The 23,122-nt window shown below is 72.4% G+C and carries 23 protein-coding genes and 1 tRNA gene; 12 read left to right on the forward strand and 12 right to left on the reverse strand.

Annotated features, from left to right (window positions below; translation table 11 throughout):
- On the forward strand, window positions 1-669 hold a 669-nt coding region (locus E4P40_RS16765; protein ID WP_135159652.1), incomplete at its 5' end, for a pyridoxal 5'-phosphate synthase lyase subunit PdxS.
- Window positions 670-745: 76 nt separating this feature from the next.
- On the opposite strand, the gene E4P40_RS16770 is transcribed toward E4P40_RS16765, so the two are convergent.
- The gene (locus E4P40_RS16770) at window positions 746-1,783 is read right to left on the reverse strand and encodes a LacI family DNA-binding transcriptional regulator (protein WP_135159654.1); all 1,038 of its coding nucleotides are present in this window, start codon (window positions 1,781-1,783) and stop codon (window positions 746-748) included.
- A gap of 77 nt (window positions 1,784-1,860) precedes the next feature.
- On the opposite strand from E4P40_RS16770, the gene E4P40_RS16775 reads away from it, so the two are divergent.
- The 9 genes from E4P40_RS16775 (at window position 1,861) to E4P40_RS29365 (ending at window position 9,436) form a co-directional block, all read left to right on the forward strand.
- The gene (locus E4P40_RS16775; RefSeq protein ID WP_135159655.1) at window positions 1,861-3,150 is read left to right on the forward strand and encodes an alanine racemase; all 1,290 of its coding nucleotides are present in this window, start codon (window positions 1,861-1,863) and stop codon (window positions 3,148-3,150) included.
- A gap of 134 nt (window positions 3,151-3,284) precedes the next feature.
- A complete protein-coding gene (gene thrC / locus E4P40_RS16780) occupies window positions 3,285-4,445 on the forward strand; it encodes a threonine synthase (RefSeq protein ID WP_135159657.1) in 1,161 nt (386 codons plus the stop codon).
- Window positions 4,446-4,520: 75 nt separating this feature from the next.
- A complete protein-coding gene (locus tag E4P40_RS16785; protein WP_135159658.1) occupies window positions 4,521-5,174 on the forward strand; it encodes a cyclase family protein in 654 nt (217 codons plus the stop codon).
- Window positions 5,175-5,178: 4 nt separating this feature from the next.
- Complete coding sequence (locus E4P40_RS16790) at window positions 5,179-6,153, forward strand: sugar kinase (protein WP_135159660.1); 975 nt, start codon at window positions 5,179-5,181, stop codon at window positions 6,151-6,153.
- 65 nt (window positions 6,154-6,218) lie between these two features.
- A complete protein-coding gene (locus E4P40_RS16795; RefSeq protein ID WP_135159662.1) occupies window positions 6,219-6,989 on the forward strand; it encodes an SDR family oxidoreductase in 771 nt (256 codons plus the stop codon).
- Window positions 6,986-7,378: a Rid family detoxifying hydrolase gene (locus E4P40_RS16800; protein WP_135159663.1), complete on the forward strand. Its 393-nt coding sequence runs from the start codon at window positions 6,986-6,988 to the stop codon at window positions 7,376-7,378. The genes E4P40_RS16795 and E4P40_RS16800 overlap by 4 nt, the downstream gene beginning before the upstream one ends.
- Before the next feature lie 78 nt (window positions 7,379-7,456).
- A complete protein-coding gene (eda, locus tag E4P40_RS16805) occupies window positions 7,457-8,122 on the forward strand; it encodes a bifunctional 4-hydroxy-2-oxoglutarate aldolase/2-dehydro-3-deoxy-phosphogluconate aldolase (protein ID WP_135159665.1) in 666 nt (221 codons plus the stop codon).
- A gap of 153 nt (window positions 8,123-8,275) precedes the next feature.
- The gene (locus E4P40_RS28140) at window positions 8,276-8,824 is read left to right on the forward strand and encodes a hypothetical protein (protein WP_167762268.1); all 549 of its coding nucleotides are present in this window, start codon (window positions 8,276-8,278) and stop codon (window positions 8,822-8,824) included.
- Window positions 8,825-9,304: 480 nt separating this feature from the next.
- On the forward strand, window positions 9,305-9,436 hold the full coding sequence (locus E4P40_RS29365; protein WP_280790625.1) for a hypothetical protein: 132 nt from the start codon (window positions 9,305-9,307) through the stop codon (window positions 9,434-9,436).
- 299 nt (window positions 9,437-9,735) lie between these two features.
- On the opposite strand, the gene E4P40_RS16815 is transcribed toward E4P40_RS29365, so the two are convergent.
- A complete protein-coding gene (locus E4P40_RS16815; RefSeq protein ID WP_135159667.1) occupies window positions 9,736-10,923 on the reverse strand; it encodes a hydroxymethylglutaryl-CoA reductase in 1,188 nt (395 codons plus the stop codon).
- 138 nt (window positions 10,924-11,061) lie between these two features.
- Between E4P40_RS16815 and E4P40_RS16820 the strand changes: the two genes are divergently transcribed.
- Window positions 11,062-12,588 (forward strand): ABC transporter substrate-binding protein, encoded by a 1,527-nt coding sequence (locus E4P40_RS16820; protein ID WP_209305375.1) that lies wholly within the window; start codon window positions 11,062-11,064, stop codon window positions 12,586-12,588.
- Window positions 12,589-12,594: 6 nt separating this feature from the next.
- Here E4P40_RS16820 and E4P40_RS16825 read toward each other — a convergent pair whose 3' ends face one another.
- A complete protein-coding gene (locus E4P40_RS16825; RefSeq protein ID WP_135159669.1) occupies window positions 12,595-13,791 on the reverse strand; it encodes an MFS transporter in 1,197 nt (398 codons plus the stop codon).
- 101 nt (window positions 13,792-13,892) lie between these two features.
- On the opposite strand from E4P40_RS16825, the gene E4P40_RS16830 reads away from it, so the two are divergent.
- A tRNA-Ser gene (locus tag E4P40_RS16830) sits at window positions 13,893-13,979 on the forward strand.
- A gap of 77 nt (window positions 13,980-14,056) precedes the next feature.
- On the opposite strand, the gene E4P40_RS16835 is transcribed toward E4P40_RS16830, so the two are convergent.
- The 9 genes from E4P40_RS16835 to E4P40_RS16875 all read right to left on the reverse strand — a co-directional run.
- Window positions 14,057-15,151: a site-specific integrase gene (locus tag E4P40_RS16835; RefSeq protein ID WP_167762270.1), complete on the reverse strand. Its 1,095-nt coding sequence runs from the start codon at window positions 15,149-15,151 to the stop codon at window positions 14,057-14,059.
- 98 nt (window positions 15,152-15,249) lie between these two features.
- Window positions 15,250-15,495: a helix-turn-helix domain-containing protein gene (locus E4P40_RS16840; RefSeq protein WP_245160393.1), complete on the reverse strand. Its 246-nt coding sequence runs from the start codon at window positions 15,493-15,495 to the stop codon at window positions 15,250-15,252.
- A 49-nt stretch (window positions 15,496-15,544) separates the two neighbouring features.
- Window positions 15,545-15,769 carry a helix-turn-helix domain-containing protein gene (locus E4P40_RS16845; protein WP_135159673.1) on the reverse strand — a complete coding sequence of 75 codons (225 nt, stop codon included), beginning with the start codon at window positions 15,767-15,769 and terminating at the stop codon, window positions 15,545-15,547.
- A gap of 162 nt (window positions 15,770-15,931) precedes the next feature.
- The gene (gene mobF, locus E4P40_RS16850; protein WP_135159675.1) at window positions 15,932-19,555 is read right to left on the reverse strand and encodes a MobF family relaxase; all 3,624 of its coding nucleotides are present in this window, start codon (window positions 19,553-19,555) and stop codon (window positions 15,932-15,934) included.
- Between the two features lie 589 nt (window positions 19,556-20,144).
- The gene (locus tag E4P40_RS16855; RefSeq protein WP_135159677.1) at window positions 20,145-20,720 is read right to left on the reverse strand and encodes a thiamine phosphate synthase; all 576 of its coding nucleotides are present in this window, start codon (window positions 20,718-20,720) and stop codon (window positions 20,145-20,147) included.
- Window positions 20,717-21,529: a thiazole synthase gene (locus tag E4P40_RS16860; protein WP_167762271.1), complete on the reverse strand. Its 813-nt coding sequence runs from the start codon at window positions 21,527-21,529 to the stop codon at window positions 20,717-20,719. The genes E4P40_RS16855 and E4P40_RS16860 overlap by 4 nt, the downstream gene beginning before the upstream one ends.
- 2 nt (window positions 21,530-21,531) lie before the next feature.
- Window positions 21,532-21,738 (reverse strand): sulfur carrier protein ThiS, encoded by a 207-nt coding sequence (gene thiS / locus E4P40_RS16865; protein ID WP_209305376.1) that lies wholly within the window; start codon window positions 21,736-21,738, stop codon window positions 21,532-21,534.
- Window positions 21,735-22,847, reverse strand: a complete 1,113-nt coding sequence (gene thiO, locus E4P40_RS16870; protein WP_135159679.1) for a glycine oxidase ThiO — start codon at window positions 22,845-22,847, stop codon at window positions 21,735-21,737. The genes thiS and thiO overlap by 4 nt, the downstream gene beginning before the upstream one ends.
- On the reverse strand, window positions 22,844-23,122 hold a 279-nt coding region (locus E4P40_RS16875; protein ID WP_135159680.1), incomplete at its 5' end, for a thiamine phosphate synthase. The genes E4P40_RS16875 and thiO, both read right to left, overlap by 4 nt.

The following is a 23,122-nucleotide window of genomic DNA, read 5'->3' on the forward strand; positions in this document are numbered from 1 at the left end:
GCGGTCTCGATCCCGGTGATGGCCAAGGCCCGGATCGGGCACTTCGTCGAGGCGCAGGTCCTGCAGAGCCTGGGCGTGGACTACATCGACGAGTCCGAGGTGCTCACCCCGGCCGACGAGGCGCACCACATCGCCAAGAGCGAGTTCACCGTGCCGTTCGTGTGCGGGGCGACCGACCTGGGCGAGGCGCTGCGCCGCATCTCCGAGGGTGCGGCGATGATCCGCTCCAAGGGCGAGGCGGGCACCGGCAACGTCGTGGAGGCGACCCGCCACATGCGGTCGATCCGCGCCGGCATCAAGCGGTTGGCCACCCTCGACGAGACCGAGCTGTTCGTCGCCGCCAAGGAGCTGCGGGCTCCCCACGACCTGGTCGTCGAGGTCGCGCGGCTGGGCAAGCTGCCGGTCGTCCTGTTCACCGCCGGCGGCATCGCCACGCCGGCCGACGCGGCGATGATGATGCAGCTGGGCGCCGAGGGGGTGTTCGTGGGCTCGGGCATCTTCAAGTCCGGCGACCCCGCGCTGCGCGCGGCGGCGATCGTCCAGGCGACCACGTTCCACGACGACCCCGACGTGATCGCCAAGGTCTCCCGGGGCCTCGGCGAGCCGATGGTCGGCATCAACGTCTCCACGCTGCCGGACAGCGAGCGGTACGCCACCCGCGGCTGGTGACGTTCCGGTCCTGACGACGGCCGCCTCCCCGGCCGGGGAGGCGGCCCTCGTCGCCCGCGGGGGAGAAAGGGGCGGATCAGCGAGCGGGAGCGGTCGACTCGCGCTCGACGAGGACGGGCGGGTCCTCGACCGACACGTCGTGGGGCCTCGCTCCGTCGATCTGCCCGACCAGGGCGTCGACCGCGGCGATCCCCAGCTGCCACAGGGGCATGCGGATGGCGGTCAGGGGCACGTGGAGGTACTCGAGGATCGGGTCGTCGTCGCAGGCCACGATCGACAGCTGCTGGGGCACGCTGATGCCTGCGGCGTTCACCGCGGACAGGCTCCCGATCGCCTGGTTGAAGTTGGAGACGAACACGGCATCGAGCTCAGGCTCCGCCTCGAGCAGTCGGCTCATCTCGCGATAGGCGTCGTCCTCGTCGTACGCGGCGCGAGCCACCACCGGCGTGAGGCCGGCCGTCCGGACCACGGACACGAAGCCGGCGGCGCGGCGCTGGGCGGTGTCGAGGTCCTCGGGGCCGGCGAGCAGGCCCAGCCTGCGGTGCCCGAGGTCGAGCAGGAAGCGCGCGGCCATCCGCCCGGCCTCCTCGTCGCCCATGGTGACGTTCCGTCCGCTCTCGGCATGGCGACGGTTCACGAAGACCGACGGAATCTGTCGTTTGGCCAGACGCGCGAGCAGCGGGTCTCCCAGTCGGGCAGACGAGATGAGGAGGCCGTCGATGCGGCCCTCCTCGACGAGTCTCTCGTACACGCCCCTGAAATCGCCGTCCTCGTCCGCGGCGAGCAGAACCACGAAACCGTGCTCCGAGGCCCGGTGGAACGCGCCGCGGATGAACGTGGAGAAGACCGGGTTGCGCAGCGACGGCACCAGCAGCCCGAGAGCCCCCGTGGTGGCCAGCTTGAGCCCACGGGCCATGGCGTTGGGGCGGTAGCCGAGACGATCGGCCGCCGCGAGCACCCGGTCGCGGGTCGCCGGGCTGACGCGGCCGTCCGGGGCGCTGTTGAGCACACGGGAAGCTGTGGAGACGTGCACCCCGGCCGCCAGTGCGACGTCCACGAGACGAGCGGGCCCCTCCTCGGTCGGCCCAGGAGCCGGCTCGTCCTTGACGCTCATGGGGGCGGAGCATACAGTTGCACAAACGTTTGCTCAGACTCCAACCACATGCGCACCCCACCTCGAGGAGACGACCCTTGCTTCTGACGCGTGCACTGCAGCGGAACCCGGAAATGATCGCGACCGCCATCGACTTCCACCAGCGCGGGATCGTTCCTGCCGCCACGTACTTCGTGGATCTCGACGCGATCGCCCACAACGCGAAGCTCATGGCCGACGAGGCCAAGAAGTACGGGCTCCGCAGCTACCTCATGACGAAGCAGAACGGCCGCAACCCCTACATCACCCGCGTCGCGCTCGAACAGGGCATCGACTCCACGGTGGCGGTCGAGGCGACCGAGGCTCGGACCATCACCCGCTACGGGCTGCCACTCGGCCATGTCGGGCACCTCTCCAACATCCCGCTGCGCGAGATCCCGAGCATCGTGGCGATGGAGCCGGAGGTCATGACGGTCTTCACGTACGAGAACGCCAAGGCGATCTCCGACGCCGCCACGGCCCTCGGCCGCGTGCAGAACGTCTACGTGCGGGTCAACAAGCCCGGCGACGAGTTCTTCAAGGGCATGGTCGGCGGGTGGACCGAGGACGAGTGCGTCGAGGGCGTCCGCAAGGTGGTCGAACTGCCCGGCGTCAAGGTGATCGGGCTGACGTCGTTCGTGAACATCACGTACCAGACCCCTGCTGCCACCAAGGCGAAGCCGACCGACACGTACTTCACGATGCTTCGCGCGAAGGAGCTGCTGGAGAAGGAGCTCGGTCTCGAGGATCTGCGGGTGAACGCCCCGGCGTTCAACAACTGCGCGACCTTCAAGATGCTGGCCGAGAACGGGGCGACGGACGTCGAGCCCGGCATCGGTCTGCTGGGCTCCAGCCTGGCCCATGCCTACGAGGATCTGGCGGAGAAGCCCGCACAGGTCTACGTCTCCGAGGTCATGCACCACTGGGAGGGTGAGGCGTACACCCTGGGTGGCGGTCTGACCTACATCGAGGGTTCGGGCGGCCCGCAGAACGAGTACCCGATCCGGGCCATCACCGGTCGGACGTTCGAGGAGGCCAAGGACAACGCCCTCACTCTCGTCGAACGCGGCATCATCGACTACCACGGTGTGCTCGCCGACGGCGAGAAGGCGAAGGTCGGGGACACGGCGATCTACGCGCTTCGTGCGCAGTTCTTCGTCAACCGGTGCTACGTGGCCATCGTCAGCGGTGTCTCCACGGGCAACCCCACGTTGGAGGGGCTGTTCGACAGCCTGGGCACGGCGCTCGACGCGGACTTCAACCCGTTGCCCGTCGCGCAGGTCATCGCCGACATCGAGCGCGTCGCGACGGAGCTGTACGGCCAGGACCGCAACGCGGCGAGCGTCTGAGCACCACCGTGCCCGCTGGTACCGAACCACTGGCCGGGGCCGGCCGGGGTGGGGACGTCGCCGTCCCCATCCCGGGGTCCCAGCCACCCGCCACCGGCTTGTGGTGCCTGCGCTGCAGAGCACCCGAGGCGCGGATGACGACGACCCGCTGCACGTCCTGCGGCGGCACCCTCGCCGCTGCGGTGGAGCCCCGTCTGCCCTTGGTGACGCCTGGCGGCGAAGGGGTCTGGCGCTACGCGTCGCAGCTCCCCGCTGTCGGCGAGGGAAGCCGCGTCTCCATCGGGGAGGGTGGAACCCCGCTGCTGCGGGCGCCGCGCCTGTCGGCCGAGCTGGGCGTCGACGTCCGGATCAAGGACGAGACGCGCAATCCCACCGGCAGCTTCAAGGACCGGATCATCGCGGTTGCCGCCGGCGTGGCGGTCGAGGCGCAGGCGGCTGGTCTCGTGTGCGCGTCGACCGGGAACGCCGGCGCATCGACGGCGGCCTACGCCGCCCGGTCGGGGCTGCCCGGTCTGGTGATCGCCCCCGTGGGAGCGCCTTTCGCGAAGGTCACCATCGCCCAGGTGTACGGGGCCCGGTGGATCTCCGTGGAGGGTGACTACAGCGACGCCTACTCCCTCGCGGTAGCCGCAGCGGCCGACCTCGGTTTCATGAACGTCACCACGACGTTCGTGTGCCCGTATTCCGTCGCCGGGTCGACGACCGTCGGGTTCGAGCTGTTCGAGGACCTGGACGGGCAGGTGCCGGACTGGATCGTCGTCCCCATCGGGGCCGGTCCGCTCCTCGTCGGACTGGAGGCGGCGTATGCCGCGCTCAGACGGCTCGGTCTCGTCGACCGTGTCCCCCGGCTGCTCGCGGTGCAACCCACGGGGTGTGCGCCGATCGTGCGCGCCTACCGCGACGGTGACGCGAACGTGCGCGGCTGGGGGCGGCCCGACACGCTGGTCAGCGGGCTCGCCGACCCCCTGAACGGCTACGAGGAAGAAGGGGACATCACCCTCGCCGCCATTCGTCGCTCCGGCGGAGCGGGTGTGGTGGTGGACGACGACTCGACGCTGGCGTGGGTCCACCGACTTGCCTCGCGGGCGGGGGTGTTCGCCGAGCCGTCCGGTGCGATTGCCGTCGCGGCCGTGGAGCAGGCGCGCCGCGACGGCGTCGTCTCCCAGGGCGAGACGGTCGTCTGCTGCGTCACCGGGAGTGGCCTGAAGGACCTGAAGTCGGCCGGTACGCCGACGTCCCCGCCCGTGATCCGCTCCTCTGTCGAGGAGCTCTCGGAACTTCTCGCACGTGACTAGGAAGATGGCTGTGACACATCCGAGCGCTCGGTCGTGCACCGGGACGAGCAACCACGACCTCCTGCCGGTGACGCTGTGAGCGGCAGCAGGATCGTCGATCTCTCGCTGTCGATAGAGAGCGAGATGCCGCACTTCGCGGGCACCCCACCGGTCTACATCGCACAAAGTCATCGGCTGGACGACGAGGGCTACCGCATGTGCACGGTGCTGCTCGGCAACCATGCCGGCACCCACCTCGATGCTCCGTCGCACTTCCTCGCAGACGGCGCCACCGTCGAGAACGTCGATCTCGACCGGTGCGTGGGCGAGGCGCACGTGCTCGACCTGACCCACAAGGTCCCGCTGGCGCCGATCACCGTGGCCGACGTGCTCGCGGCCGGAGCCGGTACCGACCCGGGCCAGCGACTGCTGCTGCGCACCGACTGGGACCTGCGGTTCGGCGAGCCGGCGTACTTCACCGACTTCCCGCCGCTGGCTCCGGAGACCGCGCGGTGGTTCGCCGATCACGACGTGAAGCTTGTGGGCCTCGACATCCCGAGCCTGCACCAGACGGCGTTCGTCGAGCTGCACGAGGTGATGCTCGGCGCCGGGATCGCCATCATCGAGTCCCTCGCGAACCTGCGGTCATTGACGCAGGAGCAGGTGTTCCTCTCGGCCGCGCCGCTCAAGCTCGCGGGAGCGGACGGAGCACCCGTGCGGGCGGTCGCCATCGAGAGCCGGGAGTCGTAGGTACATGGGAACTCCTCCGATCCACGACCTCGTCGCGCTCGGCGAGCCGCTCGTCGTCTTCCTGCCCGACCGGCCCGGCCCCTTGAGGGGGGTCCCACGGTTCGAGCGTGGAATGGCGGGAGCCGAGTGCAACGTGCTGCTCGGGATGTCCCGCCTGGGGGCCAGTTGCGGCCTCATCTCGCGCGTCGGTGCCGACGAGTTCGGCGCGTTCGTCCTCGAGACGTTGCGGGCGGGGTCGGTCGATGTCTCGCGCGTGGTCGTCGACGCCGACCAGCCCACCGGCCTGTACTTCAAGGAGATCACGCCGATCACCGGCCAGGCCCGGCCGGTGTACTACCGCCGCGGCTCGGCGGCCAGCGCCCTGGACGTCGACGCGGTCGACGAGGAGTACGTGCGCAACGCTCGTGCCTTCCTGTCGACCGGGATCGCCGCCCTGCTCAGCGAGAGCGCCTACCGCGCTGTGTCACGGGCGCTGGACGTGGCCCGCGAGGCGGGTGTCATCACCGTGTTCGACCCCAACCTGCGAGAGGGCCTGTGGGGGAGTCCCCGGGCCGTCGAGCTGCTGCAGCCCCTGGTCGCGAAGGCCGACATCTACCTCGGTGGCGAGTGGGAGACCCGGCGCCTGCTCGGTTATGACGACCGGGTTCCCTACCGGCAGCTCGCGACGGACGTAGCGGCTCTCGGTCCGCACGAGGTGGTCCTCAAGCGAGGTGAGCTCGGCAGTCTGGTCCGGGACGCGAACGGCGACGTCTTCGAGTGCCCTGCGCTGCCGGTGACCTTCAAGGACGCCGTCGGCGCGGGCGACGCGTTCAACGCCGGATACCTGCGTGCGCGTCAGCAGGGCGAGTCCGTTCAGTCCGCGCTGCACAACGGCGCCGTCTGCGGCGGGGCCGTGTGTACGGGCTCGGGGGACTTCGAGACCTTCCCCCGCGAGAGCGATCTGGCCACGCACAGGAGGTCGGCGTCAGGGGACGCGTGAGCGCCCACGGTGAGTCACAGGCCGCGGCCTCCGCACGGGAGCGAGCCGCACGGAAGGAGACACGGATGCAACTAGAAGGCAAGGTGGCGATCGTCACCGGCGCCGCCAACGGGATCGGTGAGGCAACGGCCCATCGCCTCGCGGAGGAGGGCGCGGCGGTGCTGGTCGTGGACCTGGACGAACGGGGCGCGGACGTCGCCGCCGCGATCACGGCCGGCGGCGCGCGCGCTGCCTTCCAGCGCTGTGACGTGGGCGCCGAGGGCGACGCGCGGGCTGCCGTTGCCGCCGCGGTCGAGCAATTCGGCCGCCTGGACGTCGTCGTCAACAACGCTGCGGTCACGCTGCCGAAGGGCTTCGAGGACACCACCCTCGACGAGTGGCGCCGCGTCCAGGACGTGAACCTGGGTTCGGTATTCCTCTTCCTGCGCGAGTCCGCGCCGCACCTGCGGGCGAACGGCGGAGGGAGCGTCGTCAACGTCGCCTCCTTCCACGCGGGGGCGACGATCGAGAACTTCAGTGCCTACGCGGCGGCCAAGTCGGGCGTCATCGGCATCACCCGGAGCGCGGCTCTGGACCTGGCCCCCGCCGGCGTCCGTGTCAACGCGGTCTGTCCCGGGATCGTCGAGACCCAGATGTGGCAGGCCTGGCTGGAGGAGGTCGACGACGTCGAGGAGACGGTCGCCGATGTGCTCGCGCTCCAGCCCCTCGGCCGGATCGGTCGGCCACGGGACGTCGCCAACGCGATCCTGTTCCTCGCCTCGGACCAGGCCGACTACATCACCGGCACCACGCTCTTCGTCGACGGTGGCGTCACGGCAAGGCTGTCGCACGCATGAGCGCCAAACAGGGCTTCTCGACGGCCGATGCGCCGCAGCCGGTGGGCGCCTTCTCCCAGGCCGTCCGCGCGGGCGACTTCATCTTCGTCGCCGGTCAGGGACCCATCGACCCTGCCACCGGGGCGGTGGTCGGGGCGACCATCGGGGAGCAGACGGTCAAGACGCTGCAGAACCTGGCCACCATCCTCTCGGCGGCCGGTGCCTCGCTGGACGACGTCGTCAAGGTCACCGCGCACCTGGCGGACCTGGACCACTTCCGCGCGTACGACGACGCCTACCGGCCGTTCTTCGCCGAACCGCGGCCCGTGCGCACCACGGTCGGGAGCGGGCTCATCGGGATCCTCGTCGAGATCGACGTGATCGCCTACGCCCCACCCGCCGGCACGTGATGACCGGCTGCCCCGGCCGGCCGGTCGGGGCAGCCGGTCCGCGCCGCCCGTGGATCCAGACCGTCAGGAGAGCGTGAGATGTCATCCGCCGCCGCGAACCGGCCCGCCGTGACGGCGGGGCCGGACGGCGCTGATCTGCTGAGGATCAGCCCGGTCATCCCCGTCGTCGTCCTCCACGACGTGGAGCAGGCAGTCCCCGTCGCGCAGGCACTGGTCCGCGGCGGTGTCCGGGTGATCGAGATCACGCTGCGCACTCCGGTCGCCGTGGAGGCCATCCACCGTGTGGCCCGAGAGGTTCCGGAGATGCACGTCGGCGCCGGCACGGTGATCACGCCGGAGCAGGCCGTTGCGGCGAAGGAGGCCGGCTCTCGCTTCCTCGTGACCCCGGGATGCACCGCCCGACTTCTGGACGCCGTGCTGGACACCGGCCTGCCGGTCCTGGCAGGAGCGAGCACCCTGACCGAGATGCTGCGACTGGCCGAGTACGGACTCAGGGCCTTGAAGTTCTTCCCCGCCGAGGCGAGTGGCGGGCGCGCGTACCTCGCGGCGGTCCAGGGGCCCCTGCCCGGGCTGATCTTCTGCCCGACCGGAGGGGTGACGCTGGCCAACGCGCCCGGCTACCTCGCCCTGCCCAACGTGGCCTGCGTGGGCGGATCGTGGTTGACGCCCCCGGACGTGGTGGACGCCTGCGACTGGACGCGGGTCGAGCACCTGGCGCGCCAGGCCGCCTCGCTGTCCGTCTGACGGGCCCGATCAGCCAGGCGGACGTGCCGGCCCCCGCCGCGCCGGCCGAGCGCTCAGGCGAGATCAACCTCTCAGGGCGGTGCAGCTAAGGCCGTTGACCCGCCTTCTGCGGAAGCGTCTCCCTGACGTGGCTGCGGAGGGCGGGAGGCTGTCGTGGGACTGCTGCATGAGGCGTTGCCGGCATCGACGCTGGTGATCGCGATCGATCCGGGCAAGGTGAGCAACGGAGTCTGGCTGAGCTCCAGCGCGGGCGGCAAGGTCGTTGAGCCGCTCTCGCTTCCGGTGCTGCGTCCCGGTCTGGAAGCACTGCAGCGGCTGGTCCTCGAGCATTCGGATGGAACTGACCCGGTGTTCGCCATCGAGGCGACCGGCGGCCTGCACCATGTCTGGGTCCGCGAGCTGGATCAGCGGTTTCCCGGGTCGGTGCGGGTGTTCGCATCGTCGGAGACCGCCGCCGCCCGCGCGCAGCTGGGCTCCCGCCGGTTCAAGACCGACGATCGGGACTGCGCCGCGCTGACGTATCTGGCTCGCCAGGGACAGGGCCGGCTGGTCATCGACCGGACCGAGGACGCGCTGGCCGCCGCGGTCCGGCACCGCCGGGCCTGGTCGCCGAGCGCAAGGTGGCTCAGCAGCGGATGTACGACCAGCTCAACGCGCTGTGCCCGGGCCTATCTGCGCCGGTCGGGCATGGCCGGGCGTTGAAGCTCGAAGGCGTCATCGGGCAGGCGGTGCTGGACTGAGCCGTCGTTTTCGCCGGCCGGCCGCCCTCAGTCCGCTCGTTGCGTTCTCGTGCCCACGGCCGGGTCCTCGACTCCGAGGCGCAGTTCTGGGTGGACCGGTGGCGGACCTGCCTGCCGCCACCGACCGACGCGCCGGCCCGCGCCGCCCGGTTGGGCCGCGGCCTGGCCCGCTGGCGGGCGCTGGCTGCCGACATCACCGCCGTCGACGGCGACCTCGCCGGCCTGATGGCCAGCACCGACGGACAGATCCTGACCACGCTGCCCGGCGTGGCCACCAGCCGTGCAGCGGCGTTCGCCGCGTTCAGCCTGCCCATCGCCCGTTCCCCAGCGCGGAACACCTCTACTCGGCCACCGGCCTGGCCCCGGCCAGCTACCAGTCGGCCAGCCTCAATCGGCGCGGCCGCATCTCCTCCAGGGGCTTCCCTAGCACCGCGACGCCCTGATGAACCTGGCCGGGGGCCTCTCCCAGCACTGCGGCGTGTTCATCGAGCGCCACGACGAGTTGCGCGCCCGAGGCATGCGCCCGATCCAGGCCCGTGTCGCCCTCGCCCGCCACGCCTGCCGGCTGGCCTAAACGCTACTGAAGACCCAACAACCCTTCGACGAACAGCGCTACCGTCGAGCCCGGCACCAGAGCGAGCGGTGACGGCTGCGACAGCTATGCCGCTCGACGGCGCAACCTAGCTTGCCGCCCGCTCGCCCTGGGGCCGCCCACGGCCCACACGAAAGCCAGCCGCTCGACGGCGTCTGATCAGCCTGCCGAACCTGGCGCCACGCCGAACCCGACCACCGCGCTGCACCCCACGGCCGGACGCCGAAGCCCCCGGCCCGATGACCCCTGCCCGCTACAGGTCTTGACTGGGGAGGCGAAAGCTAGCGGTTGCGGCCCAGCGCGTCGTGGCTGGTCACCCAGTCCCCGGCGAGGATCGCCGAGGTCAGCGAGATGTCGCCGGCCAGCACCACGCCAGCGCAGATCTCGGCGAACTTCTGCACCTTCCCCTTGCCGTAGCAGCCCAGCATCTCCAGGCACTCGCGCTGGGTGGGCAGCCCGGTGCCGCCGCCGTAGGTCGCCACGATCAGCGAGGTCAGCGTCGTCGACCAGTAGTAGTCGCCGTTCTCCCGCAGCTGGGCGTACGTGACGCCCGAGTGCGACTCGGCGACGTTGGCGACGTCCTGGCCGGTGGCGATGAACATGGCGGTCAGGCCGTTGGCGGCGTGCGCGCCGTTGTAGGCCGCGCCGGACATGAACGCGCCCGCCATGCCGATCTGCCGGTACTCGAACAGCTGCCGGGTGTCCACGCCGGTGATCCGCTCGAGGACCTCGTTCGGGATCACCACCTCCGCGACGACCCGCTTCCCCCGGGTCATGAGCATGTTGATCTGGGAGTGCTTCTTGTCGGTGTCGATGGCGCCCGACAGCACGTAGCGGGGGTGGTCGGGGTGGTTGGCCTTGATCCACTCGCAGGCGGCCAGCGTCGCCTTGCCGGTCATGTTCTGGCCGGCCGCGTCGCCGGTCGTGTAGTTGACGCGGAGGTAGCGCAGCGGGCCGATCTGGTGCTGGCCGATGTAGGTGAGCTTGCCGGAACGGGTGGTCTCCTCCGCGGCCGCGCGGATTCCGTCGATGTGCTCGTCGACCCAGCGGCCGAACTCCCGGGCCTGCAGCGCGTTGTCGAACATGAACGCCGGCGCGCGCTGCATGTGGTCGTCGACGACGGTCGTCTGCACGCCGCCGCACTCCCCGAGCAGTCGCATCCCGCGGTTGTAGCTCGCGACCAGCGTGCCCTCGGTGGTCGCCATCGGCACGAAGAAGTCGCCCCGGGCGTGCTCGCCCCGCATCTTCAACGGTCCGGCGACGCCGATCGGGACCTGCGCGACCCCGGTGAAGTTCTCGACGTTGCCCGGCAGGACGGCGGGGTCGAAGGAGTACTTCGAGACGTGGTCGAGGCCGGCGCCGGTCTGCTCGGCGACGAACGACTGCCTCTTGTGCGCCATCTCGTCGGTGTAGTCGTGCTCTTTGTCGCGCGGGATGCGGGCCCGGTGCGTGGACGGGACGTCGGTCATGGCGGCAACCTCCGGAGACGGCTTTCCGATCGCCACCACAGTGTGGTCTGGGTCACCCCGCGGCGCTCGTCGCACGAGCCCCGGCCAACTGCCTTGCGGGCTCGCGCCGGAGTCGTCACGATCTCCCCGGAGGTTCCCGTGCGCCCGTCCCGCATGCTCGTGGCCGCCGCCGCGGGCGTGGTCGTGCTCGGCGCGTGCAGCGGCGGCGAGAACTCCGGCAGCGGCGTCCCCGGCGGGGCCCCGCGCAGCGACGTCCTGATCGCAGCGGTGAGCGCCCAGCCCGACACGTTCGACCCGCACTCGACCAGCGCCTATCCGAGCTTCCAGGTGCTGGAGAACGTCTACGACACCCTCGTGGTCCCCAACGCCGAGGACCTCACCATGGAGCCGAGCCTGGCGGAGTCCTGGACGACCAGCGAGGACGGGCTCACCTGGACCTTCACGCTCCGGGACGACGTCACCTTCCACGACGGCAGTGCGTTCGACTCCGCCGACGTCGTCTACTCCTACGACCGGATCATCGGCGAGGGCCTCTCCACCGCCTCCCGGTTCGCCAACGTCGCATCGGTGCGGGCGACGGATGCCCGGACGGTCGTGCTCGATCTGAGCCGTCCGACGCCCAACCTGCTGCCGCTCATCGGCGCCTTCAAGGGGATGGCGATCCTGCCCGAGGGTGCCGCCGAGACCATCGACCTCGGCACCGAGGCGATCGGGACGGGGCCCTTCGAGCTGGAGAGCTCGGATGCGACCAGCACCGTGCTGACCGCCTTCGCCGACCACTGGGGCGGGGCGCCCGGCGTCCGGGGGGTCGAGTTCCGGTACATCGTCGACCCGGCCGCCGCGACCGAGGCGCTCGAGGACGGCGAGGTGCACTGGACCGACAACGTGCCCCCCGACCAGATCGAGTCGCTGATCGACGACGACGAGGTGGAGCTGCAGACGACGGTGAGCGTCGACTACGCGTACATGACGATGAACTTCGCGAGGCCGCCGTTCGACGATCGGCTCGTCCGGCGGGCGATCGCCACCGCCGTCGACCGGGAGGAGGTCGCGGACGTCGCCCGGCCGGGCGCCGCCCGGGCGACGCAGACCGCCATCCCCGAGAACAGCTCCTACTTCCACGACTACGCGCCCTTCGAGACCGACGTGGACGAGGCCCGTCGGCTGCTCGAGGAGGCCGGGGTCCCCACCCCGCTCATCATGAGGCTCATGGTCACCGACGAGTTCCCCGAGTCGGTGGCGGCCGGCCGCGTCGTCGCCGAACAGCTCGAGCAGGTCGGCATCGACGTCCAGGTGGAGGTGCTGGACTTCGCGACCTGGCTGGACCGTCAGAGCGCCGGCGACTTCGACGCGCTCCTGCTCACCTGGCTCGGCAACATCGACCCGGCCGCCTTCTACGAGTCCCAGCATCTCACCGGCGGGCCGAACAACTACCAGGGCTACAGCAACCCCGAGGTCGACGCGTTGCTGATCCAGGCCTCCGCCGAGGCCGACGAGGACGCCCGGAAGGAGCTGTACGACCGGGCCGCGACGCTCATCGTGGACGACGTCAGCTACCTGTACCTCTACAACCCGGACGTGGTCCAGGCGTGGGTGCCGGGGCTCGCCGGCTACCGGACCAGGGCCGACCGGGCGATCGACTTCGAGGACGTCGAGCTGCCCTGACGCCGGTCAGGCGCGCTGACTCACCAACCGGGGGCGCCCAGCGGCGAACCCGGCCAGCAACTGCCCGGCCAGCGCGGCGAGGAGGAGCACCAGCCCCGGCGTCCAGCTGTCGGTGGCCTCGTGCAGCAGACCGACGGCGAGCGGACCGGTCGCCGCGATCAGGTAGCCGATGGTCTGCGCGCTCGCCGACAGCCGGCCGGTCTGGGCGACGTCCCGGGTGCGCAGGAGCAGCAGCGTCATCGCCAGCGGGAAGCTCGCGCCCGTCCCGATCCCCCACAGCATCGTCCAGAGCAAGGGAGCGGCGGCCGGCGCGACGAGGAGACCTCCGATCCCGAGCACCGTCGGCACGGAGACGAACAGCACGACCAGGGTCTGCGACGACTGCCGGGCGGCCAGCGGCGGCACGAACAGGGACGCCGGGACGCCCAGCAGGGTAGCCAGCGCGACCAGCGCACCGGCACCGGCAGGGGAGACGCCGGCCTCGCTCTCGAGGATCTCGGGCAGCCAGGTGAGCAGCGCGTAGAACAGCAGGGACTGGAGCCCGAAGAAGAGGGTCACCGCCAGCGCCACGCGGTCGCGCAGGATCGCCGTCCGCGAGCTGGGTGCGGTGGTCTCCGTCAGGGGGACAGCCCGTCGGGCCCGCGCCAGGGCGGCGACGGCGCACAGCGCCGCGACCACCGGGACGATCCACAGCAGCAGGCCGATGCGGGCGCTCCCGCCCAGTGCGGTCAGGGGCTGGGCGAGTCCGGCGCCGGCGCCGGCCGAGGTCGCCATCGCCGCGATGAGCAGGCCGACCACGCCCGCGCTGCGCGGTCCGTACTCGGCCCGCGCGGCGGCGGGCAGGAGGACGTTCACCACGGCGATCCCACCGGTGAGCAGCACCGTTCCGGCGAACAGTCCGGGGGCCCCGCCGAGCCGGAGCGCCACGCCGGCGGCGATGACGGCGACGCCCACGACCACGGCCCGGTGGACCCCCACGCGGGCGGCCAGGGAGGGGGCGAACGGCGAGACCAGCCCGAAGCAGACGAGCGGCAGCGCGGTGACGACGGCCAGCGCGCCGGTCGACAGGGAGTACTCGTCGCCGAGCTCGTCGAGCACCGGGCCGACCGCCGAGAACGGCCCGCGCAGGCAGAGCGCGGCGAGGACCAGCGCCGCCGCGGGCGCGAGCACGGTCCAGCCCCGACGGGTCGGGGCGGTCGTCACGAGAGAGGAACCTAACGGGGCGGGCTGGAAGGGGCTGCCCCAGGTCACGGGGGCCGCGGCGAGCGGTCCCCGGAGCGAGGGCACTAGCCTCGACTCCGCCAGGAGGGCTCGCCTAGTGGCCGATGGCGGCGGTCTTGAAAACCGCTATGGGGTAACACCCATCGTGGGTTCGAATCCCACGCCCTCCGCTCCTGACCAGTGGATTTGCGCTGACCGAAGAGCTCTGTCGACGGGCGTCCGGCGCCGCCGTCCGCCCGCGTGCCCGCTACGTGCCCGTACGGTTCGGTGTCGTGCCCGCCGCGAGTTGCCCGAGGCAGGCCGCGACCTCGGCGTCGCGCTGCTCAGCCGCGTGCTGGTAGATCATCGCCGCGCGGGACGACGAGTGGCCGGCGCGCCGCATGACCTCGGCCAGGGTCGCCCCGCTCTGCGCCGCTAGGGTGAGGCCCGCATGCCGCAGGTCGTGCAGATGGACGTCGGGCAGGCCGGCTGCTCGCCGGGACGTGCTCCAGGCGGCGTGGACGTGATGCGCGCGGAGGGCTCTCCCGTCTCTGCGCACAAAGAGCCGAGCCGTTGGCAGCGCCGGGGAGCGGGTCTTCAGGTGTGCGGCCAGTGCCGAGACCCCCTGCGGCGGGAGGTGGACGACGCGCTGGCTCCCCGCCTTCGGTGGGCTCTCCACGGGGCCGGCGTTCGTCTCCACGACCTGCCGCTGCACGGTCACGGTGCCGTCGTCCATGTCGATGTCGCCGATGCGGAGAGCCAGCAGCTCGCCGAGGCGCAGGTGAGCCCAGAAGGCCAGTTCGACGAAGCCGCGGAGGTTCTCCGGCATGTTGGCGGATAGGTGCTGCACCTGGTCGAGGTCCAACAGCGGCCGCTCGTCGCTGCGGGCCTGGCCCGCACCAGTGATCCGGCAGGGATTCCGGGGGAGCGCGTCATCGGCAACGGCCGTGGCCAGGACGGCGTGGAGGAGGGCGTAGGCCTGTCTGGTCGCCGTCGGGCCGGTGGCTGCGCTGGTCTCGGCGTGCCATCGCCGCACGGCTGCCGGAGTTATGCGGTCGAGCGGCAGGCTCCCCAGCGTGGGGAGCACCCAGCGATCGAGGGAGTGCTGGTAGGTCTCCCGAGTTCTCACGGCCAGGCGACGACCTCGAACGGTCCGCTCTGCCAGCCACGCCTGGCTGTACTCGCGGAGCGTGACGCCGCTGCGCAACGGGTCGAGCCAGACGCCGCGACCCATGTCGACCTCCACCGCGGCCAGGAAGCGTGCCGCGTCGGTCTTGGTGGCGAATGTGCTCGGTGCTGCCCGGTCTCGGCCGTCCGGGCCCGGGTAGCGGGCCTGCCACCGGCCGGAGGGCAGCTTGCGCACACGACCGAAACGCCGTCTACCGCTGCGTGCTGGCATAACCCAACCTTGGCCGCCTTCGGCTCAGCAGGGAACTCCTCTGTGGACGCACGGTCGACGCCCTAACGGCAGGGCACCCGGCCGGCCGCCACAAAGGCGTCCAACGCGCACCGCTCGAGACGCACGTGCTTGCCGAGCTTGACGTAGGGGATCCGCCGCTCACTGATGAGGCGGCGGACGAAGCGCTGCCCGGTGCCCAGGTACTCGGCAGCCTGGTCGATGGTGAGCAGCTGAGGGGAGTCGAGGAGGGGCGCGTGCCCGCAGGCGGCCGCCTGCGGCGTTGCGCCCCCATAGGTCGTCCGAGCCACGGTCAGATGCCTCCTGCGTCCCGGTGAGTGCGCCGGCGGTGTCGCAGGTTCACCGCCGGCTCCCCGGGTCGTTGGCGACCTGTCCGTGCTGGGCGTCGATCCAGCTGCGGAGGTCGTCGTGGCGGTAGAGGACACGGCGGCCGAGGCGGAAGCTGCGCGGACCGGTGCCGAGGTGGCGCCAGTACCGGAGGGTGGCGACCGGGGCGCGCAGGAGCTCGGCGGCTTCGGCGATGGTCAGCAGTTCGGGCTCGCGACTGGCGGGATGGTCGGGCATGGCTGGCTCCGGTCTGGTCAGGTGGAGTGGCTCCGTCACCTGAGAAGGCGCCAATTCGGAGCTCGTGCTGACAGCCGACCGCCAGATCCTGCCGAAAACCTCCAGTTGTTCTCCCGTGTCGACTGTTCGGGCCCGCGGCGGCGCCCGGCAGAGGCCGCCCCCTCATCGGCAGACGCCTGGGTCCGTGCCGCGCCGGGCGAGGGTCGGCCCGAGGCGCTCGGTCTCGGGCCGGGGGACGCCCGGGACCGGGGCGGTCGGCCGCGGGCGCCTGGATCCGCGATGGTCGATGCCCGCCGAGCGCCATGTGCGCCATGCCTCGCGTTCGCGGGTCAGCCGATCAGTGGGCTGGCCAAGGAGAGCCGGTTCGGCGGTGAGGGTCGCGATGCGCGCGCGTGTGTCGGTCAGCTTCTGGCGGGTGGCGGCGATGTTGCGCTGGAGGTCGGTGAGCCGGCCGGCCGGGTCGGCGGTCCAGGCCACGGGACCGAAGGGGTCGAGCCGCTCGTCGCGGCGTCGGCCGGCCTCGGCGACGGCGTGCCGGGCTTGCTCGTGCGCGTTCCGGGCGGCGTCGGCGGCTGCGCACAGCTGCGCGTGTTCGGGGTGGGCCTGTTCGGCGATCAGGTGTGCGGAGGTGTTGAACGCCTCCCACAGGGCGGACCGTTCGTGGAACCAGCCGGCAATCAGCGCGAGTTGACCGGGTTCGGTGGGCAGGGACGGCACGTGGGGGCGCCAGCGGTCGGCCCAGTCGGTGAGCTGCTCGCCGGCCCGACTCACTGCGCCTCGGCGGAGGCCGAGCCGGCCCGGGCCGTCGCGGATGACTCGTGCGGCCGCGCGCGCGGCCTCACGTTCGGCGTCCCAGCGCGCGAGCAGGGTGTCGCGGACCTGTTCGGTGTGGGCGGCGACCGCGGCGCCGCTGTCCCCGGCCCGCCGTCTGGCCTCATCCGCTGCGAGCGCCGTCTGATCTCGGGCGGCTTCGAGGTTCGCGAGTTCGCCGGCGTGGGGGGCTTCGAGCGCGATGACCTCGCGCAGCGTCTCGCGCTGCGGCTCCCAGTAGGCAAGTCGCTGGAGGCAGCGCTGCTCGGTCGTCCACGCCGCGTGCAGGTTCGCCAGCACCCCCTCCAGCGGGCGGGATGGGGCGTAGCGGGCGGCCTCGGCGGCGGCCTGCTCGGCGGCGTGCGCGGGCCCGAGGTCGGCCCCGTCGCGGGCGAACACGGCGACCCACTCCTCCCGGGCCTCGTCTGCGTCGGCGGCGACCAGGTGGGCGGTGTTGGCGGTGCGGCCGCGGGTCATTCCGACGTACGCGGACGCCGCCCCGGTGTGCTCGCCGACCACCAGGTGGGCGGCGGTGACGGTCTCCCCCTGCACGCCATGGGCGGTGCTGGCGTAGGCCAGCTCCACGTGCGCGGTGACGTAGTCGGCGGGCAGTACCCGCGCCCCGGTTCCGGCCGGGGTGACAACGCCGGGAACGTCACCCGTTTCGAGCTCGACGGGGGTGACAAGCAGCGCGCCGTTTCGGCCGACGGCGGTGACGGTCCAGGTGTCGCGGTTGGCCACCCCGAGGTCGCGGTCGTTGCGGCGGGTGGCGATCCGGTCCCCGGCGCCGATCCGCTGCCCGGCGCCGGTGATGGCGACTTGCTGGTCGTCGACCCGGCCGTCGGCGACCAGCGCGCCGCGGATGGCGGCGTTGAGGTCGGCGGCCTGCTCGCGGGTGTCCACCACCACCGTCACGTGTTCGTTGCGGCGGTGGTGTTCGGCGGCGGCCGCCGCGATCGCTTGTTGGAGCGTGGTCGCGTCGGGGTGCAGCCGGATCTGCCCGCGGGCCAGGAGTGCGTCGAAGACCGCGGCAGGGTCGGCGCCGGTACGCATGGCCAGGGTCAGCTCGGCGTACTCGGTGTCGGGCAGCACCCGGTCGGCGTCGCTGCGGGTGAAGCGGTGCACCCCGTCCAGGGTTAGGTGCGCCGCCGGGTCGACTGCGTCGGCGGCGAGGTCGAGGACGCCGCCGCGGCCGACCGCGGCCAGCTGATGCCGGTCGCCGAGCAGCGCCACCCGCACCCGGCATTCGTCGGCGACGGTGAGCAGGGCGCGGGCGGTGTCCTGGTCGAGCATGCCCGCCTCATCCACGACCAGCAGATCCCCCGGCCGCAGTCGCGCCCCCTCCGTCGGGCCGGCGTAGACCCGGCCGGTGGCCGGGTCGGTCTGCCCGGGCGCGAGCCGGGTCCAGGCGCCGTCGGCGTTCCAGCGCCAGCCGTGCTGGTAGGCCAGCCACGCCGCCGACCCGGCCGCCGCGCCTACCTCGGCGGCGGCGACCTTGGCGGCCTTCAGCGTCGGGGTGACCACCAGGAGTTGACGTCCCTGTTGGTCGAGCAGGGTCCTGGTGGCGGTCAGGGTGGTGGTCTTGCCGGCGCCGGCCGCACCCTCCACCACGGCCAGCGGCCGGTCGCCGGCCAGCGCGGCGACCGCCGCTGACTGGCCGGCATCCAACCTCGCGCCGCCGGCCGCGAGGTCCACCCGGGATGTTAAGTCCGGCTCCGGTCTGTCGGTCGTGGCGCGGGCGGCGAGCCGGGCGGTCAGGTCGGCCTCGACCTCGAGGACCGTCTGCGACGTCCAGGCCCGGATGTGCGCGGGTACGCCGTCGCGGTCCAGCAGCGGCAGGCAGCGTGCCATGGCGCGGGCGGTGAGGTCCTCGGCCAGCTCGATGCGCACCGCGGCCCCGGCGACGGCGCCTGCGGCGGCGATCAGCCGCTCCACCTCGCCCCGGATGTCGGCGGCGTTCCACGCCGACCGGCCCGCCGCGAGCCGGGCCAATGCGCGCTGCACGAGCTCCTGTCGATCGAGGGCGCCGACCGGGGTGGGTGTCAGGTCCACGGGACCGGCCGGGCCGCGGTAGCCGAGCGCGTACAGAAGGCCCCGCCAGCATTCGGTCAGGCTCGGCCCGGGCTGCGGGTTGACCTTGTCCGGGCGGCCGTCGGCCCAGGCGCGGGCGTCCCAGGCCCGCCGCAGCGCCGGGCCGGCGTGTTCGCCGGGGTGCGCCGCGGTCCATTCGGCTTCGTAGCGGTCCATATTCCGGGCAATCTGCGCATGCCGCGCGCTGAACGGGCCGACATACTCGGCAAGCTCCAGTAATTCTCCGGTACCGTCCTTCGTGTAGCCGTGCGCGGCGAACGCGGCGTTCAATTCCGGGTCACACGCCATCGCCGCATGCCCGATCCCGTTGATCGCCCCGAGCGAGTCGCGGACCCCGACGGTGTGCAGGCCCCGCCATTTCCCGGCGGCGAACACGCGCGACAGGATCTGCAGGTGCAGATGCCAGTGCGGATCCTCCGCCCGGGAGGTGTAGTGCCGCACCGTCGCCGCCTCGAGCACCTCCAGCGGCACCTGCACCTGTCCGCCGCGCGGCCCGACCCTGGTGGTGGCGTGCTGCGAGAGCCAGCCGATGATCTGCTCGGCGGCCCGGTCCTGCGCCGCCTCGTACGCCCTCGCGATGTCCGGGTGCAGCGCGGCGGCCAGCGACCAGGTCTTCGGGCCGTTGACCACCACCTCGGCGAACCGAACGGCGTGCTCGTCGCCGCGCAGCTGTCCCCTCGGCTCGCCCGTCTCCGGGTCGCGGCCGGCCACCCAGGTCTCGTAGGTGTCGCCGGTCAGCGGCGCTAGTTCGGTCACGCGACCGTCCGTGGCGGTGTAGCGGCGGGCGAGGCCGGCGCCCTCGGTGAGGTAGTAATCGTCCGCGCGGCCGCGGTCGGCCTCTACATAGGCGCGGGCGGCGGCTGGGTCGCCGACGTACACCTTCATTCCCCCATGCATTTTCAACGCCACCCAACAATGACCAACAAGCCACCCCTAGAAACGCCAGTGGGCCCCGCAAGGCGGGGCCCGAGCTACCGCCAAGGTAGCATTCGTGCCGTTCTTCAGTAAAGGATTAGCCATTGACGACGGAGCTGATCATCGAGGGCTATTTGACGGGTCTTGGTCGCGTTACTGAATGGCGTTGGTAATAGCTGATCGTTGTAGCCGGGCGGGCAGGAGCGTGTGTGCCTCGTGATCTGGTGCGTCTCAAGTGCTGGCAGACTGGGCCCGGATGAGCTGCGTAGTCGGCCGCCCGGACGCTTGGGCGCCTCCATTGGGCTCGTCGGCCCGGCCAGCGGTGCGGGGTGTCCCTTAAGGACGGCTTCCGCGCCGTCTCTACGGATGCCGCGTGAACTCGTCATCCGAGTCCTGAAGGTCCTGGCCTCTTGGAGGCGGTGCATATCGAGGCGTCGGTCCACATGCTTGCCCTCGCGTACGTGAAGATAGGAACCGCCGCCGGGTACCCCGTGAATCCACAGGGGGCCGCCGCTCCAGGCGGCGGACGTCGCGACCCGGCCCCCAGAGAGAGCAGGACTTAAAGGACCTCGGCGAGGTAGCTCGAGACGAGACCGGGGTCACGCATCACCGGGCCCATCACGGCGACTCCCGCTGCTCCGGTCGCCCTCAGCGCCGGAACATGCTCCGGTCGCACACCGCCGAGCGCCCACGTGGGTAGTGCACCGGCCACCAGCCGGGCGAACCCGTCAATACCCAGCACAGGTCCGTATCCGGGCTTCGACGGCGTCGGGAAGACCGGCGACAGGAAGGCGTAGTCGCAGCCCTCGTTGCGGGCACGGGCCAGCTCGGCGGCCGAGTGGCAGGAGCGGCCGACCAGCGCGGGCCGTCGCGGTGGGAACGGCTCGTGGGCCGCGAGGTGCAGCGCGTCGTCCGTTCCCGCGCCGCCCAGTCCGGCACGGATCAGCAGGCCGTCGACGCTAGCGAGCAGCGCCCGGAGGTCGTCGGCCAGCCGGTCTCGTTCGTGCTCGGGCAGGTCCTTCTCGCGGAGGACGACGCCCCGCGCGCCGGCGTCCACGGCGGCGGCCACCACGTCGCGCAGCGGCCGGGAGCACTGCGACCGGTCGGTCAGGACGAGCAGCGGCGGCGGGGTCACAGCTCCGGCAGGCCCTCCATGGGCGTGGACGCCTCGGCGTGCCACCGGCGCGGGATCCGGCCGGCCCCACGGGCGAGCCGGCCGGCCTCGACGGCCTGGCGCATCGCCAGCGCCATCCGCTCCGGGTGTCGGGCCCGCGTGACCGCCGAGGCGAGCAGGACGGCGTCGCAGCCCAGCTCCATCGCCAGCGCGGCGTCCGACGCGGTGCCGATGCCCGCGTCGAGGACGAGCGGCACCGAGACGGCGTCGCGCAGCAGCGCGATGTTGTGCGGGTTGCGGATGCCCAGCCCGCTGCCGATCGGGGAGCCGAGCGGCATGACCGCGGCGCACCCGGCGTCCTCCAGCCGGCGGCCCAGGACCGGGTCGTCGGTGGTGTAGGGCAGCACGGTGAACCCGTCGGCCACGAGCTGCTCGGCGGCGTCGACCAGCTCGACGGCGTCGGGCAGCAGGGTGTGCTCGTCGCCGATGACCTCGAGCTTCACCCAGCGCGTGCCGAACGCCTCCCGGGCCAGCTGCGCGGTCTTCACCGCCTCCCGCGCGGTCCGGCAGCCGGCGGTGTTCGGCAGCAGCCGCACCCCGCAGCGGTCGAGGACCTCCAGCATCGACGCGCTGGAGGACGCCTCGACCCGGCGCAGCGCCACGGTCACCAGCTGCGTGCCGGAGGCGCGGACGGCGCGCTCCAGGGCCTCCAGGCTCGGCGCGCCGCCGGTGCCGAGCAGCAGCCGCGAGGTGAACCTCTCGCCGCCGAGCTCGAAGGCGTCGCCGGCCTCCTCCCGCTCCAGCGCGGGGGCCAGGTCCGAGGTCGTCATCGTCATCCTCCTGCGGTGGGGGCGAGCACCTCGACGTCGTCGCCGGGCGACAGCTGGGTCGCGGCCCAGCTGCTGCGCGGCACGACGTCGCCGTTGCGCGCCACGGCGATGCGGTCGTGCCGCCCGCCCCGCTCGGCGACGAGCGTTGCGACGGTGGTGTCGTCGGCCACGTCGGTGGCCACGCTGTTGACGGTCACTTGCACGGTCATCGTCCTCCGAATCGATCGACGCTGAACGGGGCGGCGAGCTCGGGCAGCGTGCCCGTGCTCAGCAGCTCGCTGATGACGTCCCCGGTGATCGGCGTGAGCAGCACCCCGTTGCGGTGGTGGCCGGTGGCCAGCACCAGGCCGGGCAGCTCCGATGCTCCCAGCACCGGGGCGTTGTCGGCGGTGCCCGGGCGCCAGCGGGCCAGGCTTTCGACCAGCTCCAGTTCGGTCACGCCGGGCACGACCTCGATCGCGTCGTGCAGCAGGTCGTGCACGCCGCCGGCGGTGATCGCCGCATCGAACCCGCGGTCCTCGACGGTGGCGCCCACGATCAGGCCGTCGCCGGCGTAGGGCACCAGGTAGACGTGCCGGCCCCGGACCAGTGCCCGGACCGTGCCCTCGAGCAGGTCGGCGGCCCCGGTCATCCGCAGGATCTGCCCCTTCACCGGGCGCACCGGCAGGGGGCCGACCGAGGGCAGCGTCGCGCTCCAGGCGCCCATCGCCAGGACGACGACGTCCGCGGGCACGAGCGTGCCGCCCGCCGTCCGCAGGCCGGCGGCCCGGCCGCCGGTCAGCTCCACGTCGTCGACCCGCTCGCGGACGAACCGCACCCCGGCGGCCGTGGCTGCGGCGGAGAGTGCGGCGTGCAGGGCGCGGCCGTCGACCGAGTGGTCGCCGGAGACGGCCAGCCCGCCGCGCACCCGCGGGGTCAGCGAGGGCTCGCGGCGGCGGGTCTCGCGGGGCGTGAGCCGCTCGGCGGAGAGGCCGAGCTCCTGCTGGTAGCGGTGCAGCGCGTCGAGCTCGCGCATGTCGTCGTCGTCGAAGCCGACCACCAGGGTGCCGGCGGTGCGCAGCTCTACGGGGACGCCGCCGGCCTGCGCCACCTCGGCGACGAAGGCGGGGAAGCGTTCCAGCGAGGCCAGGCACAGCCGCAGCAGGGCCTCCTCGCCGTAGGAGACCTCGGTGACCGGGGCGAGCATCCCGGCCGCCGCGGCCGAGGCCCCACTGCCGGGGGCGTCGTCGATCACGGTCACCGACAGGCCGCGCTGCGCCGCCCGCCAGGCGACGGCGAGCCCGATCAGCCCGCCGCCGGCGACCGCGACGTCGGTCATGGCTCCTCGCCGGCCAGGGCGCGGAGCAGCCGCCGGGTCGCCTCCGTCGGGTCGGCCGCCCCCGAGACGGCGCCCACCACGGCGACCCCCGCGGCGCCGGCGGCGAGCAAGTCGGACACCCGCTCGGCGGTGATGCCGCCGATGGCGATGATCGGCACCGGCACCGCCGCGGCGACCGCCCCGATCCGGGCGGGGCCGAGCGCGTCGGGCAGGCCGGTCTTGGTAGTGGTCGGGTACGCCGGGCCGACGCCCAGGTAGTCGGCGCCCTCGGCGAC

It is taken from the genome of Blastococcus sp. CT_GayMR20 (assembly GCF_004570345.1).